The sequence below is a fragment of the Parasynechococcus sp. genome (assembly GCF_042954245.1).
In the GTDB taxonomy this organism is placed as follows: domain Bacteria; phylum Cyanobacteriota; class Cyanobacteriia; order PCC-6307; family Cyanobiaceae; genus Parasynechococcus.
On the sequence record NZ_JBGKDP010000168.1, the window covers coordinates 1 to 18,547 of the forward strand.

14 protein-coding genes are annotated in these 18,547 nt (G+C 51.7%); 2 read left to right on the forward strand and 12 right to left on the reverse strand.

Going from position 1 to position 18,547, the window contains the following annotated elements:
- The 5 genes from ACGVJ8_RS07520 to ACGVJ8_RS07540 all read right to left on the reverse strand — a co-directional run.
- A partial coding sequence (locus tag ACGVJ8_RS07520; RefSeq protein WP_392346875.1) for a hypothetical protein occupies nucleotides 1-630 on the reverse strand: 630 nt, incomplete at its 3' end.
- A gap of 87 nt (nucleotides 631-717) precedes the next feature.
- Nucleotides 718-1,836: a Gfo/Idh/MocA family protein gene (locus tag ACGVJ8_RS07525; protein WP_392346877.1), complete on the reverse strand. Its 1,119-nt coding sequence runs from the start codon at nucleotides 1,834-1,836 to the stop codon at nucleotides 718-720.
- Nucleotides 1,837-1,865: 29 nt separating this feature from the next.
- Nucleotides 1,866-3,197, reverse strand: a complete 1,332-nt coding sequence (locus ACGVJ8_RS07530; protein ID WP_392346879.1) for a nucleotide sugar dehydrogenase — start codon at nucleotides 3,195-3,197, stop codon at nucleotides 1,866-1,868.
- Nucleotides 3,194-4,345, reverse strand: a complete 1,152-nt coding sequence (locus ACGVJ8_RS07535) for a DegT/DnrJ/EryC1/StrS family aminotransferase (protein ID WP_392346881.1) — start codon at nucleotides 4,343-4,345, stop codon at nucleotides 3,194-3,196. Before ACGVJ8_RS07535 ends, ACGVJ8_RS07530 begins: the two co-directional genes overlap by 4 nt.
- A 3-nt stretch (nucleotides 4,346-4,348) precedes the next feature.
- Complete coding sequence (locus ACGVJ8_RS07540) at nucleotides 4,349-4,942, reverse strand: acyltransferase (RefSeq protein ID WP_392346883.1); 594 nt, start codon at nucleotides 4,940-4,942, stop codon at nucleotides 4,349-4,351.
- A 285-nt stretch (nucleotides 4,943-5,227) separates the two neighbouring features.
- Here ACGVJ8_RS07540 and galE point away from each other — a divergent pair, with 285 nt between their 5' ends.
- Both galE and selD read left to right on the forward strand, forming a co-directional pair.
- The gene (gene galE, locus ACGVJ8_RS07545) at nucleotides 5,228-6,262 is read left to right on the forward strand and encodes a UDP-glucose 4-epimerase GalE (protein WP_392346885.1); all 1,035 of its coding nucleotides are present in this window, start codon (nucleotides 5,228-5,230) and stop codon (nucleotides 6,260-6,262) included.
- Nucleotides 6,259-8,463 carry a selenide, water dikinase SelD gene (gene selD, locus ACGVJ8_RS07550; protein ID WP_392346887.1) on the forward strand — a complete coding sequence of 735 codons (2,205 nt, stop codon included), beginning with the start codon at nucleotides 6,259-6,261 and terminating at the stop codon, nucleotides 8,461-8,463. The genes galE and selD overlap by 4 nt, the downstream gene beginning before the upstream one ends.
- Before the next feature lie 388 nt (nucleotides 8,464-8,851).
- Here selD and ACGVJ8_RS07555 read toward each other — a convergent pair whose 3' ends face one another.
- The 7 genes from ACGVJ8_RS07555 to ACGVJ8_RS07585 form a co-directional block, all read right to left on the reverse strand.
- Entirely contained in the window at nucleotides 8,852-9,055 is a 204-nt protein-coding gene (locus tag ACGVJ8_RS07555) for a hypothetical protein (protein ID WP_392346888.1), read from the reverse strand.
- A gap of 850 nt (nucleotides 9,056-9,905) precedes the next feature.
- Nucleotides 9,906-11,072 (reverse strand): CCA tRNA nucleotidyltransferase, encoded by a 1,167-nt coding sequence (locus tag ACGVJ8_RS07560; RefSeq protein ID WP_392346890.1) that lies wholly within the window; start codon nucleotides 11,070-11,072, stop codon nucleotides 9,906-9,908.
- A 326-nt stretch (nucleotides 11,073-11,398) separates the two neighbouring features.
- Complete coding sequence (locus tag ACGVJ8_RS07565; protein ID WP_392346892.1) at nucleotides 11,399-13,795, reverse strand: UvrD-helicase domain-containing protein; 2,397 nt, start codon at nucleotides 13,793-13,795, stop codon at nucleotides 11,399-11,401.
- Nucleotides 13,796-13,957: 162 nt separating this feature from the next.
- On the reverse strand, nucleotides 13,958-14,839 hold the full coding sequence (locus ACGVJ8_RS07570; protein WP_392346894.1) for a glycosyltransferase family 2 protein: 882 nt from the start codon (nucleotides 14,837-14,839) through the stop codon (nucleotides 13,958-13,960).
- A complete protein-coding gene (locus ACGVJ8_RS07575; RefSeq protein ID WP_392346896.1) occupies nucleotides 14,836-16,032 on the reverse strand; it encodes a glycosyltransferase in 1,197 nt (398 codons plus the stop codon). The genes ACGVJ8_RS07570 and ACGVJ8_RS07575 overlap by 4 nt, the downstream gene beginning before the upstream one ends.
- Nucleotides 16,029-17,300, reverse strand: a complete 1,272-nt coding sequence (locus tag ACGVJ8_RS07580; protein ID WP_392346897.1) for an O-antigen ligase family protein — start codon at nucleotides 17,298-17,300, stop codon at nucleotides 16,029-16,031. Before ACGVJ8_RS07580 ends, ACGVJ8_RS07575 begins: the two co-directional genes overlap by 4 nt.
- A complete protein-coding gene (locus ACGVJ8_RS07585) occupies nucleotides 17,281-18,456 on the reverse strand; it encodes a glycosyltransferase (protein ID WP_392346899.1) in 1,176 nt (391 codons plus the stop codon). The genes ACGVJ8_RS07580 and ACGVJ8_RS07585 overlap by 20 nt, the downstream gene beginning before the upstream one ends.
- Nucleotides 18,457-18,547: the final 91 nt, after the last annotated feature.

An 18,547-nucleotide genomic window follows, 5' to 3' on the forward strand; every position in this document is an offset into this window, starting at 1 on the left:
TTCTTTATTAGTTTTTGCAACAAAGAATAATCCTCGATCTTCTATATCAGACACAAAGTCATCTATAAAATGAACACTATTCTGCCTGGCTTCATTAGTGAGATCAATTACGAAGTTCGACCAGCCATTTGAAGGAATATGTAAAGGTTCAAGATTAAATAATTGGCTAGCACGAAAGCGCAAGTAAATAATTAACTCGTTTAAAGCAGTTTCTAGACTAAAGCCTTTCTCTGCATCTGAACTAATTAAGTATTTTAAAAATGCAAATATTAGCCGTCTAAACCTAGTAAACATTTCCTGCAATACTTGCAACTTAGAATGGTATAAAAAAATATTAGCATTCTCTTTTTCTGAATTGGCTATATATTTGACTGCTTCATTTCCTAAAGTGCATTTTCTCAGATTAACATTATAGGCTCTTAAAAGATCATGGACTCTTTTATTACTTTCGAGTAAATGACATGCAATATCAATAAAATTATTATCAAAAGATGAGTACTTCCAGGCACCACCCCACTCAGTGTTACTGGAAATAATTGATACCTTTTTCCCTCTTCTTGCTAGAGAAATAGCTGTAAGGAGGAGAATAGGACTGGAGCCTATGATGACTATAGTATCAGCATCTTTCAACGCAGCTACATATTTGGTAATCATATATTTACAGGGTCTATAGAAATAAATATTTTCGCTTGAAAAAAGATCATCATTTTAAAGTATTTACTTCGATAGTGGCAAGTTGACAGTCCGATTATTTTTCGCCGATTGATACGCTGCTACAATTAGTTCTAGACTACGTAAACCTTGTTCGCCATCACACATTGGCATAGACTTTCCTTGCAAAGCGTCAAGCATATTTTCATAATACAATGGATGTCCAAATCCATATACATTAGTAGTCTCATAGCTTGCTTGAGCCACTAAATCATCATCTGGTGCTTTATCAGCAAATGTCCAATATTCAATTTGATTAACTGCTGGACCGCCAATTTTTACTGTGCCAGTCTCTCCTAGTAATGTAATTGATCCCTCAAGATTTTTTGGATAAGTCAACATTGTTACCGCCATTGTGCCTAAAGCACCATTACGCCATCGCAACTGTATAGCAGCTGTATCTTCGGCCTCAATATTTCTTCCGATAGTTGCTATCGATGCACTTAAGTTTTCTACTGGGCCGACCAACCAATCCAAAAGATCAATGTAATGGCTAGCTTGATTCATCAAAGCTCCACCATCTAAATCCAAAGTACCTCGCCAACTATCCTGATCGTAATAGCTCTGCGGGCGTTGCCAGAAGACGTTAACGGAGACCATTGCTAATTGACCAAAGCGACCAGATTTGACCTGTCGCTTTACTAAAGACAACGTACTATTAAACCTGTTCTGTTTAACAACAAATAAACGGACCCTTGCATTATCGCAAGCCTTACACATAGAAACACCATCTTCCCAAGTCGTTGCCATCGGCTTTTCTGTGCAAATATGCACACCAACCTCTGCCGCTGAAATAGTTTGAGCAGCATGCAATCCACTAGGTGTGGTAAGCACAACCAAATCAACATCTATAGTACCTAATTTAATATCTTTCAACAAGCTTTCATAGCTAAGAAATTGCCTCGGATTTTGTATTACAGAATGATTTTCTTGCATAACATCAGAAACTAATTCCTGAGCGTTATACAGCCTTTCTTGCTGATTATCGCAGAGAGCAACGAGCTTAGCTCGTTCATAGTGAAGAGCTATAGCTTTGATGTGATTACAGCTAATACGTCCACAGCCAACTAAAGCAATTCGAATTAAACTGTCGCCCATAGTGCCAATAGAAAGTTGATTTATCATAGATTGAATACGACAAAGAAACCATCAGGTCAAGCCCTGGTAATTTTTGCACTAGAGGCAAAGCGGCCTCTGCTATCGACAAGCAGACTACTAGATGCTTCAATTAAATCGTAATCGTAGGTATCATGATCGGTTGCCAGAACAACAACATCAAATGATTTGAGGCTTTCAGCGGAAATCTCAACACTTTGAAGATCAAAATTATACCTTCGCATCACTGGAAAGTTTGGAAAAAATGGATCACTATAGGCCACATCAGCGCCTTTTTGTTGCAAAAGATCCATTAACTCAACAGAAGGAGACTCGCGCATGTCGTCCACATTTTTCTTATATGCAATCCCCAAAATCAATACCTTACTTCCATTGAGAGGCTTACCAACTTTATTTAGAGCATCCATTATTTTATCTGCAACATATGAAGGCATTCCAGAGTTGATTTCACCAGCCAGTTCTATAAAACGCGTATGCATGCCATATTCGCGTGCTTTCCAGGTGAGATAAAAGGGGTCGATCGGTATACAGTGGCCGCCCAAACCTGGACCTGGATAGTAAGGTACAAATCCAAACGGCTTGGTGGCCGCAGCTCGGATAACTTCATACAGATCGATCCCCATCCGATCGGCTAGAGGTTTAAGTTCATTCATCAAGCCAATATTCACAGCTCGGTGAATATTCTCAAGCAACTTAGTCATTTCAGCAGCACGAGTGCTGCTCACTGTCACCACCTCAGAAATTGCTTGTTCATAGAGCGCAACTCCAACCTCGCTGCATGCAGACGTACTTCCTCCCATCACCTTTGGAATCATGGCCGTATTGAAGTGGGCATTGCCAGGGTCTTCGCGCTCCGGTGAATAGACCAAGAAGATATCTTGGCCAACAATGAATCCTCGCTGCTGAATCAACGGGCGTAACTCTTCTTCTGTAGTGCCTGGATAGGTTGTGCTTTCCAGACTCAAGATCTGTCCTGGACGCAGATACGGGAGCAGTGCCGACATCGTGGCGCGAATGAAGCTCAGATCTGGCTCGCGATATTGATTAAGAGGTGTCGGCACACACAGAATCAAAGCATCGACTTCGGCAGCCCTGGAAAAGTCAATAGTGGCTTCCAACCGTTTCTCTTGCCTAGCTTGTGCCACCCGCGTTTTATCAATGTGATTGATGTAGCTCTGGCCCTGATTGATGGCATCCGCCTTGGCTTGATCAATATCAAGACCCAGCACCTGAAAGCCCACCTCGGCATAAGTGAGCGAAAGAGGCAAGCCCACATAGCCCAAACCCACAATGCCAATTACAGCCTGACGGCTGTGCAGTTTCTCAAGCAACTCCACCTGATGGATAATGTCGGGAGAAAAGCTCTTCATACTGAAGCAGAAATTTTTATTTGTTGCATGGCGTTCACCAGCTCATCCACAACACGGTTTTGGTCAGCATCGCTGAGCCAAGGATGCATGGGCAGACTCAACACTCGTTCGCTGGCCGCCTTAGCTATGGGTGTATTACACCCGTAGCTGCAGAGGCTGTGCTTGCAATGCAAGGCTGGTTGCTGGCAAAGTAAAGTGGGGTAGTGCACAGCTGTGGGAATTCCCTGCTCCTTTAATACAGCCTGCACCTCGACCCGCTGATCCACCTGCACGGTATATTGGGCATACACACTGGTATTTCCAGATGACAAGTGAGGCGTAGTCGTGACCCCAACAGCTTGAAGCTTGCGGCTGTAAGCAGCACCAATACGACCGCGATCCTCAACCTCCTTAGCAAAGTTGGGCCATTTTCCCAGTAAAATAGCAGCTTGCAGAGTGTCGATCCGACCATTGACACCGACATCGGTATGGGAATAGCGCCGAGCCTGGCCATGGCGCGAAACCCGCCTCATACGATCTGCCAACTCAAGATCATCGGTAAAGCAAGCTCCGCCATCTCCATACCCTCCAAAAGGCTTAGAGGGGAAGAAACTAGTGGTGCCGATAGTGCTCAAACCACAACTGCGACGTCCATCTTGCATGCTGCCAAAGCTCTGGGCACCGTCCTCAATCACCGGTAAACCATGCCGCTCAGCAATCCCATTGATGGAAGAAAAATCAGCCGGCTGACCGTACAAGCTCACCGGAATAATCGCCTTAGTGCGCGTGCTGATCGCCGGCTCCAGCTTGGCTGCGTCCAGGCTGTAAGTGACCGGATCAATATCTACGTACACCGGCGTTGCACCCAAGAGAGTGATGGTTTCTGAGGTAGAAATGAAAGAGAAAGAAGTTGTGATTACCTCGTCACCGTCCTGCACCCCTAGGGCCATCAGGGCTATCAAAAGTGCATCTGTGCCGCTTGCCACCGCTATGCAGTAGTTCACTCCTATGTAGGCAGAGAGGATAGTCTCCAGCTCCTCCACCTCGGGCCCAAGGATATAGCGGCCATGATTTAGAACCGCAGTAATGCGGGAGTCCACCGCATCACGAACAGTCATCCCGTCAGGCAACTGCTGGCTTTGCTGCGCCGCCAGATCAATGAACTTCATCGCTCAACCGGATGAACGTATGAGATGTTGATCCAAAAGTTGGTAAATGTCACCGGTATGGGGGCAGGTCCAGGAACCGGTGCCCTCCAGTGGGAGATCGACCCTATTGCCATAGGAACTCATCCAGCCAATGTGCTTGGCGGGCACCCCAACCATCAAAGCAAAGGGCCTCACATGCCGATTCACCACAGCTCCAGCACCCACGAAGGCGTGATGGCCAATCCGGTAACCGCATACGATCGTGCAATTCGCTCCAAGCGTTGCCCCTTTCTCCACAATCGTGTCGCGATATTCGTCTTTGCGACTCACTGCTGAGCGAGGATTACATACATTGGTGAACACCATGCTTGGCCCACAGAAAACATCATCTCCCAAAGCCACATTGTCATACACAGACACATTATTTTGAATCTTGACGTTATTTCCGATTCGAACTTTATTGCCAATGAAAACATTCTGACCAAAGGAACAATCCTCGCCTATAACAGCTCCACTACAGATATGCACCCAATGCCATACCCGGCTACCGGCACCAATCGTAGCGCCATCATCCACTAGGGCAGTGGGATGAATTGAAACATTGGCATGAAGAGGCATGTGCGAGTCGAATGAATGAAAAATCAGGAAAAACGTTCTCCCAAACCGAAGGAAATCGCAAAAGAATTCCAGGATCTCAAAATGGAATTACTCTCAGCGTTACACCTTCAGCCGCAGCAATCAGAAACAAAACCCAAAATTCTCGAATGCAATAGCTAGATCCTAGGCATGCCCCTGCTGGGTCCCTCAACCGTGAATTGTTCGAACGAGTCATTCGAACTCCCAATGACGTCGGCAGACAGGAGATGAGACTGAGGTAAGAATTGAGCACTGGAAAGCAAATGAATGGCCAACCTACTCATCACCGGAGGCGCCGGCTTCATCGGCAGCCACACCTGTGTAGCGCTGCTCGAGGCTGGCCATGAACTAGTGGTGCTCGATGACTTCTCTAACAGCTCACCGGTTGCTCTCGAAAGGGCACAAGAACTTGGAGGAGCCTCTATCGAATGTGTAGCGGGAGACATACGCGATACAAGGCTACTCAAGGCACTCTTTGAAAACGCACAAACAGCTCGAACGCCAATCGACGCGGTGATCCACTTCGCCGGCCTCAAGTCCGTGAGGGAATCCGTATCAGACCCTCTGCGGTACTGGGATGTGAACGTCTGCGGGAGCCGGGCTCTGCTTGCAGCCATGGCTCCCCACTGCAAAACACTGGTCTTCAGCAGCACGAGCACCATCTATGGAGAACCCACACAGTTTCCGCTCGTGGAAACTATGGCTCCAGCGCCGATCCATCCCTATGCGCAGAGCAAGCTGGCAGTGGAACAGTTACTCAATGCTTTAGCGGCTAAAGGCTCCTGGCGCATCGCTAACCTCCGCTACTTCAATCCGGTGGGCGCCCATCCATCCGGGCGTATCGGGGAAGACCCCCTCGGGATCCCCAACAACCTGTTTCCGTTCATCACCCAGATCGCCGCCGGGCGGCTTGAAAACCTGAAGGTCTTCGGAAACGACTACCCCACCCCCGATGGCACTGGCATTCGGGATTACATCCACGTAATGGATCTGGCCGAAGCCCATGCCCATGCCCTCGAGCATCTGCTTAGAGCTTTGCCAAAGACCGCACTTACCCTCAACCTCGGCACCGGCACCGGCCTAACGGTGCTTGATGTGGTGCGTGGCTTCGAGCAGGCAACCGGCATCACCATCCCGTACACCATCTGTGCCCGGCGAGAGGGCGATGTACCGCGCCTGGAATGCTCTCCGCAGTTGGCTGAGCACAAACTGGGCTGGACAGCCAAGCGCTGCCTCGACGAAATGTGCCGCGACGGCTGGACCTGGCAATCCGCCAATCCTCAGGGGTATCGACGACTATGACCCTCGCCACCCAGCTGGTGCTAGCAGGTGGGGGGCACAGCCATGCCTTAATGCTGCAGCGTTGGTCGATGCGTCCCAAGCAACGACCGAAGGGGTTGATCACGCTGGTGAATCGCTCGAGTACGACGCTTTACTCCGGCATGGTGCCGGGACTGATCGCTGGCCTCTATAGCCGTGACCAGGCCGCCATCGATCTGCGTCGGCTTGCCACAAATGCAGACGTGGCCTTCGTGGAGGCGGAGATTCAGGGCATCGACCTCACGTATCAAACCCTCCTTCTCGAGGATCGACTGCCTTTGGGCTTCACTAAACTGAGCCTGGATGTGGGCGCCATGAGCCGCCCCGTAGCACCTGATCAGTCACTACCCGCAGGCAGGGTGGTTCCGATCAAGCCCCTAGAGCCGGCATTGGCCTTCCTGGAAAGCCAGGACGGCAACTCCTCGGACCCTTTTCATGTAGTGGGCTCCGGTCTGGCAGGTGTGGAAGTCGCCCTGGCCCTCAGGCACCGATGGCCAACGCGCCCTATCCACCTCCTGGCAAAAGCAGATCATCTCGATCCACGGCTCGCCAGAGCCATTCAGGCTGCTGAAGTGCGCATCATGCACCAACCTGCAGATGCTCCAGCAAACACCCTTCCCGCAACGATCTCATCCGGCCTGCTCTGCAGCGGCAGTTGCGCACCAGGCTGGCTCGCCGCCAGCGGCTTGCCCTGCATTGAAGACAGCGGCCGTGTGCGCACCACACGCAGACTCCAGGTGATAGGTCATCCACAGATCTTTGCCAGCGGCGACTGCGCCGTGATCGACGCCTGCCCACGGCCGCCCTCCGGGGTGTGGGCGGTGCGGGCGGCCATACCCTTGGCCCGCAACCTCGAGGCTGCTTACCAAGAACAAAGGCTAAAGCCCTGGACACCCCAGCAACAAGCTCTGCAACTGCTGGGTGGATTCCGTTCAGGTCAACCCACCGGCTGGGCGCTTTGGGGATCCATCCTGCTCGGCCCCCATCCGCTGCTCTGGCGCTGGAAGCAAAGCATCGACCGACGCTTCATGCAGCGCTTCCAGCCTTCCGTCATGGGCAAAGCAGAGGCAATCAGCAATGGTGATCGGATGCTGTGCCGCGGCTGTGCCGCCAAACTCCCCGCCGCCACCCTGGAAGCGGCCCTATCCACTGCCGGGGTGGGCGGCTTGGCCACAGCCCCGGAGGATGCCGTTGTGTTACCAACCAAGGCACGTGGAACAGGAGAAGCGTTGCTGCAAAGCGTGGATGGCTTTCCAGCCCTGATCAGTGATCCCTGGCTCAATGGCCGTCTCACCGCCCTGCATGCCTGCTCCGATCTCTGGGCCTGTGGCGCCTCAGTGCAATCGGCCCAAGCGGTCGTCACCCTGCCGCTGGCCCCTAGCAGCACTCAGCAAGACCTTTTAGCCCAGTCCATCGCTGGAATCCGCTCAGCGCTCGATCCCCAGCGAGCCATGCTGATCGGTGGGCATACCCTGGAAGACCGCAATCCAGCCCCCGAGCCATGCAGTCTTGGCCTGCAGCTTGTGCTAAGCGTGCAGGGGGCAGCGAGCCACAAGCTTTGGCCCAAGCGCGGACTCAAAGCTGGCGACCAGCTTGTGCTCAGTCGCCCCCTCGGCACTGGTGTGCTGTTTGCTGCGGCCATGACAGGCGCTACCGCACCGGCGGACCTCGACAGCGCTCTCACCCAGATGCAGACAAGCCAGCACCTACTAGTGGAGCAGCTGACTGCTTTGGAGCAGCAACACCCTGGCCAACTTCATGCCGCCACCGACATCACAGGCTTCGGGTTGCTGGGCCACCTCGGTGAAATGCTCGGTGACACAGCCAATGATTCAGAGCCGCTGCAGATCCAGCTCGACGCCAGCCGCATCCCCGCTCTGCCTGGGGCACTGGAACTTCTGGCCGCTGGCCATGCCAGCAGCCTCGCCCCTGCCAACCGCCGTGCCTGGTCACTCCTTGATCCCCAAGCACCAGCTGGACAGCCTGCTCCCGTCTTCATCCACCTGGGAAAACACAAAGCTGGCGGCACGAGTCACTGGGCCTTTCTGGAGCTCCTCGTTGATCCCCAAACCTGCGGGCCACTGCTGATCAGCGTGACCCCGCGCTTTGCTGCAGCCCTGCTGGACCAACCGGATCACAGTTGGCACGCCATTGGCCGAGTTACCCAGCCGCCGATGGACTGAGCTCCTCAGGCAGCGGCGCACCGATGAGCACAACCCCCACAGCCTGAACACTGCTCATCTGACTGACCAACAAACGTGCTTCCTCAAGAGCCCTGGCGGAATTGAATCCAGGCTCCGCCACCAACAGCAAACCGATAGGTCCGTCGGGGGGGACATGCGCAGCACGGCCGCCAGCAAAGAATCGGCGCTACAGCACTGAAGGGCAGGCCCGCCTGGCTGCTGCTGCAACTGCGTCAGGGGTGCCACCGCTTCATGTTGGCGGGCAATGCTCAACACCCTCCAGGACAAAGTTTGGTCAAGTTGGGTGGCCAGCTGACCCACCAACACCTGCACGGCCGGAGAAGTCCAAAGACCAGCCGGCAAGCCAAGGCGAAGGGGATGATCGAGGCTACGCAGGGGAATACATCCGGTTACTGCGCCGATCAACAATCAACGCACTGCCAGCACCCACCACTAGACCCCCCAGCAAGCCAAGGGCAAGTGAACGGGGGAGTGAACGACTTTGGCCAACAGTCTTGGTTGGCTCTTCAACAAAGATCCAATCAGAATCAAAGCCATTGGCCATAGCTTCCTCAGCTACTCGTTCTGTCATTTCCTGCTGGATTTGGGCGAGCGGTGCAGAACCCTCAGAAAGCTGATCAGCGAAAGAGGTAAGGCTTAAAACAAGCTGAGCGCCGCTCTTCTCTCTCCCTTTGGCATCGAATGCAAGCTGTTCAAGCTTATAACCAACTTGGTCAAAATTCTTAGTAAGCTGATTAAGCCTTAAGCGGAGTTAATCAACCTCAGCAGGACAAATCATCGGCTGTTTCGGGTGCAAAACAAATGCATTGATTTGGCGCAGCTAGCCATAACAGGATGGAATCCAGGCCACATTCACGATCAGGCTGGCCTGCACTTGTGGAACTGAGCGTGGGTTAAGTGAAACCGCTCCTACGGCCAGAGCCAATTCCAGAAGGCCACTACCCGCTACCCGGAACCAACGCCGTTGCAGGGCAGCAAACACCTCCCGAAGATCAGTTTCGTCTTCGCATGAGGGAAGCACTTGCCCATTAATAACCGTAAAAAGAAATTTTTCACCAATACGCCATGAAACAAATCAATGGCTAAGAACGCCGCCTATGACAATTCAAACAGGAAAACGCTGGGCACCGCTCGCTCGGACATCTGACTAAAAGGCTCTGAAATCCCTACCTATCCGAGTGGCCTTGAGCTGTTGAAAGGCGGCTTCTCCAGCACCCCGAATACCTCAAACCGGACAGCGTGATGGTATTTGAAAGGCTTACTCAGAACAGCAAATGGCTTCAAATCGGCAGCGCACCATCAACAGGCCACCGAGCAGATGACCCCAGAGCTAGAGTAATTCTTAGTAAGCTGGGGAATTGGTGTCCTCCCGGAACATCGCCAGCAGGCTGCCAAAAGCTGGGCTGAAAACTCTTGACAGCTCATCGCTCGAAAGCGCCGTGGCATCGGCTGCGGTCCTGCACGGCGCTGCGCTGCCGACGCAACTCCTCACCAATGGCCGGACCCGGCTGCCAGCCTGCGGCAATCAGATCGCGCGCCGTTTGGGGTGCCTGAATCCTCCGCCAGCGCCCCCACCAACGCAGCAGCGGTTTCCACTGCTGCGGGCGAAGGGTTACCACTAGGGCCACCACCTCCGGCGGCCAACCGTGTTGTTCGATGGCCGTCGACCAGATCGACGGGGTGGCCTCCAGAGGTGGGGGTGTATCAACCAGCCAGTCGCGAAGTTCCCCGCACTGCTGCAGCCATTGCTGTTGCTTGCCCGGAATCTGCAACCTTTGTGCGACCGCTACTGGGTCCGCTGCTCCCAAGAGAAGAGAGGGCATCAACGGGAGGCCCAGACGTCGGGCCCAGTGGAGCCGCTGCGTGCGCTGGGGATCCTGCTGAAGCTGCACATCCAAAAGCGACAGGGCCTGCCACTGCTCCAAGAGGTCCAGGGCCTGTGACCAGGGTTCGCGCTCCAGAAGTCGATCTAACTCCATTCGCAGTCGTGTGGCGAGGGCCGGGGGTGCCGCAAATGCCGGATCGCCCTGGCTCCAAGCCCAGGGCCAGTGCTGAACGGTACTGCGGATTTGCGCTCGGCTCTCCTCCGCAAGATGAAAACCGAGCCGAGCGGCGTAGCGGGCAGCGCGGATCACGCGGGTGGGGTCGTCATGAACACTCCCCGAATGCAGAAAGCGGAGCTGGCCTGATGCCAAATCCTCCTGGCCATGATGGAGATCAATCAACTCACCCGCTATCAAATCGAAGGCCATGGCATTGATCGTGAAATCCCGGCGGGCGAGGTCGGCCTGGAGGGTGCCCACTCGCACCACGGGATTCTCCGCTGGGGAGGGGTAGTGCTCCTCTCGCGCCGAGGCCAGATCCAGGGGGATACCATCAAGTTGAAGAGCAACGGTGCCAAAAGCTCCGAACTCCCTTACTGTCGTCAAGCGATCTGAGCTGCAACGTCGGCCCAGTTGTGCGGCGAGCGCGACTGCATCTCCTTCCACCACCCAATCCAAATCAGCAAGGCCGCACCAAGAACGATCAAAGCGTTGATGCAGAAGCTGATCGCGAACCACGCCGCCCACCAAGGCCAGCCGAGTCATACCAAGTGATACGCCAGCTCCCCGAAGCTCCTGAAGCAAATAATTCGGTACACCGGGCAGTTCCATTTCGGGACGTGCATGGCAATGGGCTGATCATCACGGATTTCGCTCTGATGGGCTCTCGCCCGCACCAAAAAAACCGATAACAATTGTAATTATTCAAGAAGCAAAAAGAAGACCAAACTTTTTCGAGCAAGCAACCTGCAACCATCCCTGGAGGCCGAGTGAGGATTTTAGTAAGCCACTGTTGTTAGGGCAAGACTGACACCATAGGAACAAAAAAAATTACTGCTACTGCCATGACCACGAAGCAACGCATTCCTGACTTAGGGAAAATCCTTTACCGGCTCGAGGGGGGCCAATCGTGGATCCAGGATCTTGGGACCCATCCCCGAAAACTTGACCGCAATTGACACCTTCTCGCCGCTTCCGAAGGTGTGGGTTATCTCACCAACGCCCAAACTGGCATGCATCACCTGATCACCCACCTGCCAGCTCCGACCGGGGCCTGGCCCTGCTATCTGACGTCGCCGCACCGCATTCGCAGGGGCCGATGACGGTTTGTCCCGATCCACACGAGTGAGCCGATCAAGGCGCCGTTCACGCCGGAGCGCCGCTCCACCACTCTGAGGAATGTGCCCCTGTACCAGGGCCTCCGGCAGCTCCGAAAGAAACACTGAAGGAACCGCCGCCTCGCGCATCCCACCCCAGAGACGCCGCTCACTGGCGTGGGAAATGAACAAACGCTCCTTCGCCCGGGTGATGCCGACATAGCAAAGACGTCGTTCCTCCTCCAGAGATGCTGGGTCGTCGAGGGAGCGATAACTAGGGAACAGCCCCTGCTCCAGACCCACCAGGCAGACCACAGGGAACTCCAGTCCCTTGCTGCTGTGCAGCGTCATCAAAGTGACCCGGTCCGCGGCGGTGTCCTTACTGTCCGCATCACTGGACAGTGCTGTACTGGCCAGCAATCCCTCCAAATCACCCTCCTCGTTCTCCTCCTGGTACTGAAGAGCGGCATTCACCAATTCCTGCAGGTTGCGACGCCGTTCCTCGGCCTCATCAGTGCCATCAGCGATCAACTCGCTGACATACCCGCTTTTCTCCATCACCTGCTGGATCAGTTCTGAGGGAGCCACCTCACGACTGCGAACTTTCAGATCATTGACCAGTTCACAGAACTGGAGAAGCCCCTTGGCCGAACGACCGCCCAAAGAACGCACCGCTTCGGGATCACTCACCACATCCCAGAGCGGAATCCCCAACTGATTGGCCGCATCGGTGAGGCGCTGAATCGTGGTCTTTCCAATGCCCCGTTTCGGGACATTAATCACCCGCAGCAGGCTGACGGTGTCAGCCGGGTTGACCAGCAGCCGCAGATAGGCCAGAAGGTCCTTGATCTCGCGACGGTCGTAAAAGCGCAGTCCACCCACCACGATGTAAGGAATGCCCCAGCGCACCAGCGATTCCTCGATGGCGCGGGACTGGGCATTAATGCGATACAGCACCGCTATGTCACCCCAGCTCAGCTCGGGATTGGCCGCTTCCATCGTGCGTAACAGGTGCACCACCGCCTCTGCCTCAGCGATTTCGTCATCACAGCGGGTCAGAGAGATCAATTCCCCTTCACCACGCGTGGGGCGCAACACCTTGTCGATCCGTTCGCTGTTGTTGGAGATCAGCGCATTGGCCGCCTCCAGGATCGTGGCGGTAGAACGGTAATTCTCCTCCAGTTTCACCATCGTGCGAGTGGTCTCATCTGGTGCCTTGTCACCAAAATCGTCCTGGAAGCCCATCAGGATCGTGAAATCTGCAGCCCGGAAGCTGTAGATGCTCTGGTCGGCGTCACCCACCACAAACACCGAACGCCCGACCCAGTCGTCGTAATCTTGAGGATCCTTGCCATCGGTCACCAGCAACTTGATCAGGTCGTACTGGGTGCGGTTGGTGTCCTGATACTCATCCACAAGAACGTGACGAAAGCGGCGATGCCAATAACTACGTACCTGCTCATTTTGCTGCAGAAGCTGCACCGGGAGGAGCAGCAAATCGTCAAAGTCGAGTGCATTGTTGGTAGCCAGTGCCTTGCGGTAACGCCGGTAGACATCGGCGGTGAGCTTGCCCCGCTGCCCCTCGGCATTGGCCTCGAGCTGGTCGGGCAACCAGCCCTGGTTTTTGGCGTTGCTGATCGCCCAACGGGTCTTCTTGGGGTCGAAGCGCTTCGGATCCAGCTGCAATTCCTGGGTGACGATCTCCTTGACTAGGCTCTGGGCATCAGTTTCGTCGTAAATCGAAAACTGCTTAGTCCAGGTCAGTCCTTCGGAGTCCTGGAATTTGTCAATGTCGTAGCGGAGCATCCGCGCGAACAACGCATGGAAAGTGCCAATCCAGAGTTCTTTGGTGACTTCGTGATAGATGCGCGAACGTAAGTGACGCTGCTCCACCGGCAGAAGGGTGCTCCAGGGCTGGCTGAACTGGCTTTGAGCTAAACGTTGTGCCAAAAGAAGCTCGAGCCGTTCCTTCATCTCACGAGCAGCTTTATTGGTGAAGGTCACCGCGAGGATTTGAGCTGGGTCAGAACCGTGCTCACCGATCAAGTGAGCAATCCGATGGGTCAGGGCTCGAGTTTTTCCACTGCCGGCTCCCGCCACAACAAGCAGGGGGCCTTCGTGGTGATCCACTGCACGACGCTGGGCATCATTGAGACCAGCCAAGAAGTTCATAGAAACAGAAAAGAAAAACTGACCTCGGGACTGGGAGTTACCCACCATTTGTGAGCATGACTCTGATGAGCAGCCCCAACAGGTCCACACGCAGAACATTCTGCCAACTCATGCGCAGGATCCGAAGATTCTTGACCACAGAAGTAGTCATAATGAAAACAATCAACGGTGACTTGATGTAGAACGAAGCACGAGAATACACCATTCGTGCATTGCAACAATGCGCAAAACAAACATCAAATAAAGCATTTGAAGGCGTTTCAACAGGGGAAGCGGAAGAAACCAACATACCCAACTCTCTCGGAGTAGCGGTTTTAAATGCATGAGTAACGCCACAAAACGACGAGCGAAATTTGAGCCCGCTGCATCAACACGGCCACCGATCAAGCGTCGGGCTTTCACCGCCAGTTCGTCGCGGCTACGCGCTGGATGACGCAGTGAACATGACTGGACATAGACTACCTTCACACCAAGTTGATTCGCTCGCAAACAAAAATCTCGATCGGAGCCTGATTTTCGCCTCGCGTCAAATCCCCCCAAAGCCTTTAACAAGGAAGTTTCAATCCATAAATTGGCTGTAATTCCATAACCGCCACAACGGACATAACGCTCCTGAGGCATTCCAAAATAAATCTCAAGAAGATCAGCAGATGTAGCAGCTTGCCTTGAGGATGGGATCATCTCAATCCTTCCAGCCAACAAACGCGGAAACCGCCCATTTTCCGCAACACGAGTAGCCTCTAAACCTGCTTCGAGCCAGGTATTTTCAGGTAAACAATCTGAATCCGTAAAGGCAATCCAAGGAGCTTGTACTGCTGGCCAAGCGACATTTCTAGCCGCATAAGAGCCAGGAGATGAACAAAACATCAACCTACAGAAAAAGGGCAGACCCACAGGTATGACAACAGGAGAATCACTACCGTTATCGACAACAATGACACTGAATAAATGAGGCTCAAGAGTTTGGTGAGCAAGAGACGTCAATAAATAGTTCAGACGATTTTTATCATTGAAGACTGGAATAATAACTTCAACGGCAGTCATTTCGCCACGAGCCCGGCAGAGCCTTTGAGAGAGCTCAAAACTGAGTCATAACGCTGGGTCATGACTTCAGCTGAACATTGCCTAGACACATAAGAAAACCCTGCTTGGGCGAGCTGTTCACGCAAAACCGAGTCACTTATCAGAGTCCGCATACCTTTAGCAAGCGCCACAGAATCACCAACTCGAACCAACCATCCACTCTCACGGTGAGAAATCACTTCAGAGGGGCCAACAGGACAGGAAGAGGCAATAACACAAACACCACAAGACATCGCCTCCAACATCACATTGGGCAAGCCTTCTCGCCTGGAAGGCAAAACTAACAAATCAGACTGACGCATGACATCAAGAGGGTTTTCACTTTCCCCCCAGAACTCAACGAGTAAATTCAAACCTTTCGAAATGACAAGGTCCTTGAGAAGAGAAAGATCAGGACCATCCCCAACAATTGTGAGACGAAACAAAGGTGCGGACTCTTGGACCAAGATCTCAACAGCATCAATTAAGACATCAAGCCCTTTTCGAACAAGCTCAATAGAACCAACAAAAACGATACGCACATAGTTCTGAGCTCTGGCGCTTTTTTGTTCTTGATGATAATTTTCTGGCAATGGAGAACATGCAACACCATTTGGGATCGGTATCACCCACTTCAGGGAATGCGGGAACCGCCGATACAAATGCTCAGCACTTTTACCAGATACGGTTACGAGCTTTGCAGGCCAACCTTGCAAGACCCTCCAAATAACCTCTTGCAAACGAGAATTCCAAGAGCTCAATCTAGATCGAGAATTAACATCTTCTGGTGGAGAAATACCTCCCGAATACGTGGCTAAAAATGGAACGCAGGCAATCATGGAGGCAAATCCAACAAACCTATTTGCAAGAAGTGCTCGGCTCATCACCACATCAGGCTTGAGAAGCATTAAATACCTTACTAAATGAGGCAGGCGCAACCATGAAACACCCTTTCGCTCACGATGCCAAGGGGGACCCAAATTAAAAACTTTGACGCCAGTTTGTTCTAACGCCTCGTACAACCATGATTCGCCATATCCCATCACGACTACTAATGAAACCTCCCAACCTAAAGAAACTAATCCCTGGCTCAACATCAAAGCTTGCTTTTCAGTTCCTCGTGCCTTTAAATACGGCAAAACTAGAACAAGACGATGAGATTGCTGACTCTTCATCGGTAACGATTCAAAACCACCAACAAACCACCAACCCAAAGCCCGGGGATTAAAGCGAGATGACCAGAAACCAAGCCACTAGCTAAACCCTGTATCCAGAGAAACGTCAGTGGAACCTGCAACGCATCCTTGAAGCCGTCAGCCTCAACGCTGAAAGAGGCAGAAAATGCAGAAGAAACAATAAAAGAACTAATAATAGCCATGAGAACAACCCCGCCGAGCAACAATGATTCAGCAACAAAATTGTGTGGATACCAATGATCTCCTCTAGTCAAAAGATTAGAATGAAGAATGCTCTGCGCGCGAAAGCCTATGCCCAAGAACCAATGATCAGACCATACTCCTATACTCTGACGGATTAATTCAACTCTATCTCCGATCGATCCTGCTGACCAAAGACCGCGGCGCATCGCCCCAAACATCAACATGGCAGCACTCATTGACACTCCAAGAACAGCGGCAAAACCAAGAACCCGGAAACGCTTCCACAAAGAACATGCCAAATAGACCACTAAGGGGATGAGTGCCAAAAAAGCTCCTTTCGTCATTGCAAGCTGCATGCCCAACAAGCCCAGTAACAAGCCCACCAACCCAAGCAGAGCTTGAAAAAACCGGCTCGTACGAGAATTATTGCGAACAACGCTCCAAAGAAACAGGCTAGAGAGAATCACGAGAGACGCTGACGAATGCGACGCAGGAATAGGATTCAGATCCTCGAATGCGAATCGCACCTTCATCAAGGCATCGAAACCCCTGATAAATACAAAACTTAATTCCCCAAAAAGAAGAGAGATTGAACCTAATCCAACCAATAAGGGCAGAGTAGATCCCCAAGACGCCATAGTCACAACCCAGGGCAAGCAAAGCGCCGGGATCAGTGTTGATGTCAGGAAATGCTTGAGCAGGGTGCTCGGAGGAGTCACCAGGTCGACAGAAAGAACCCAGCTATCAAATCCAAGTCTTAACGAGTAAAAAGCCCAAAACAAAGCAAAAGACAAACCCACAAGCCGCACGAAGGGAGCCTTGAATACTTTCCAAGGGCGCCAACCGACTTGCAAAAAAGCCAACGAGGCAAAGCCAACACTCAGACAGTCAAGAAGTAAAAGCGGCCTTGATTTAAGGCCAAACACGTCTTGTGTCGCCGCCAATGGCACTCGAGCAAACAAAAAAGCCCAAAGCCATATCACAAATCCAAACCGAAAGAGAAGTCTAACAACTTCATTCTTGATTGAATCAAAAGCAAAGAAATTAGCCTTCATGAACCCCATCAATCTTTTTCAGCATTTTAACAGTGCGTGATTCATAGGTATGAGATATAAGCAAGTCATGCACAGCGCGATGATCAAAGATTGTTTTTCCAGTCAAAATACGCTCTATCGCATCAACAAAGTCTGATGCGGATTTACACTCATCATAAAATGATCGATATTCACTTAAAGACGGCAAGACTGTGCTGACAACAGGCAAACCAGACGCTAAGTACTCAAGAAATTTCATTGGAAACATATTGGAAGTATATTGATTCAGACGGCAGGGCAACAGTCCAATATCGCAGCACACCATATAACTAAGCAAATCGGAGTACGCCTTAGGTCCAAGGTAATAAACATTAGACAAATCAGCCAAGAGACGAATATCGGTCTGAGGATCACCCTCTCCAATCGCACCAATCAAAACAATGGACCACTGAGGCCGCAAAACTGCCAGGTCTCTCAATAGATCAAAATTGACTTTGTAACTGCTAATAGCACCAACAAACAAAAGACGCGGCCCAGGAATTCTCGCCAATGAAGATGGCGGATCAACAGCTTTACCTTGAACAACCGAGTTAAAATAACTCAAGTCGATAACATTAGGATAGTAATAGGTCGCTGGATTCCACTCGATCCGAGCATCCAATAAATTTTTTGATGTCACAAAAACTATATCAGCACTTTCGCAAAGTAAGCGCTCCCAGACGATTATCTGAGGTGAATCCATACCCGGCTGAGCAGCTATATCGTCAACACAATGATAAATTAGCTTGCTATAATTTCTTGAATTAACTAAGCGCAATGCCAGCGGATTGTAAGTCCACAGCATTGGCGACTTAAACCTTAAATAGAACTGGCAAATATATAAATACAATCTCAAAATTAATTTATTACATCGCTGAATCAAGCCCCAACGGGCAGCTGGAATAACAAGCGGTGAGCAAACCCAAATACCCTCATGAACTTGTTCTGGAAGCCTCAGACCTCGTAACAATCGTCGACCTATCCTAAATAGATCACGAGAGTTTGCCGAAGGTTTCCTCAAACCGAGCGAATCAACATACAAAATCCGACAACCCTGACGAGCTAATGCAAGAGCCGTATGCTGCTTATTCGTCCAAAATGGATGATGCCATTCAGCTGTAGAAACAAGAACAATATCTCTACGCATCAATACCCACGATCCAACTGCTGTAACTCAACAAGACGCTGAAAACTTTTAGACACTTTTTGCAATGAGTTATAATCGCCACTATGCACAA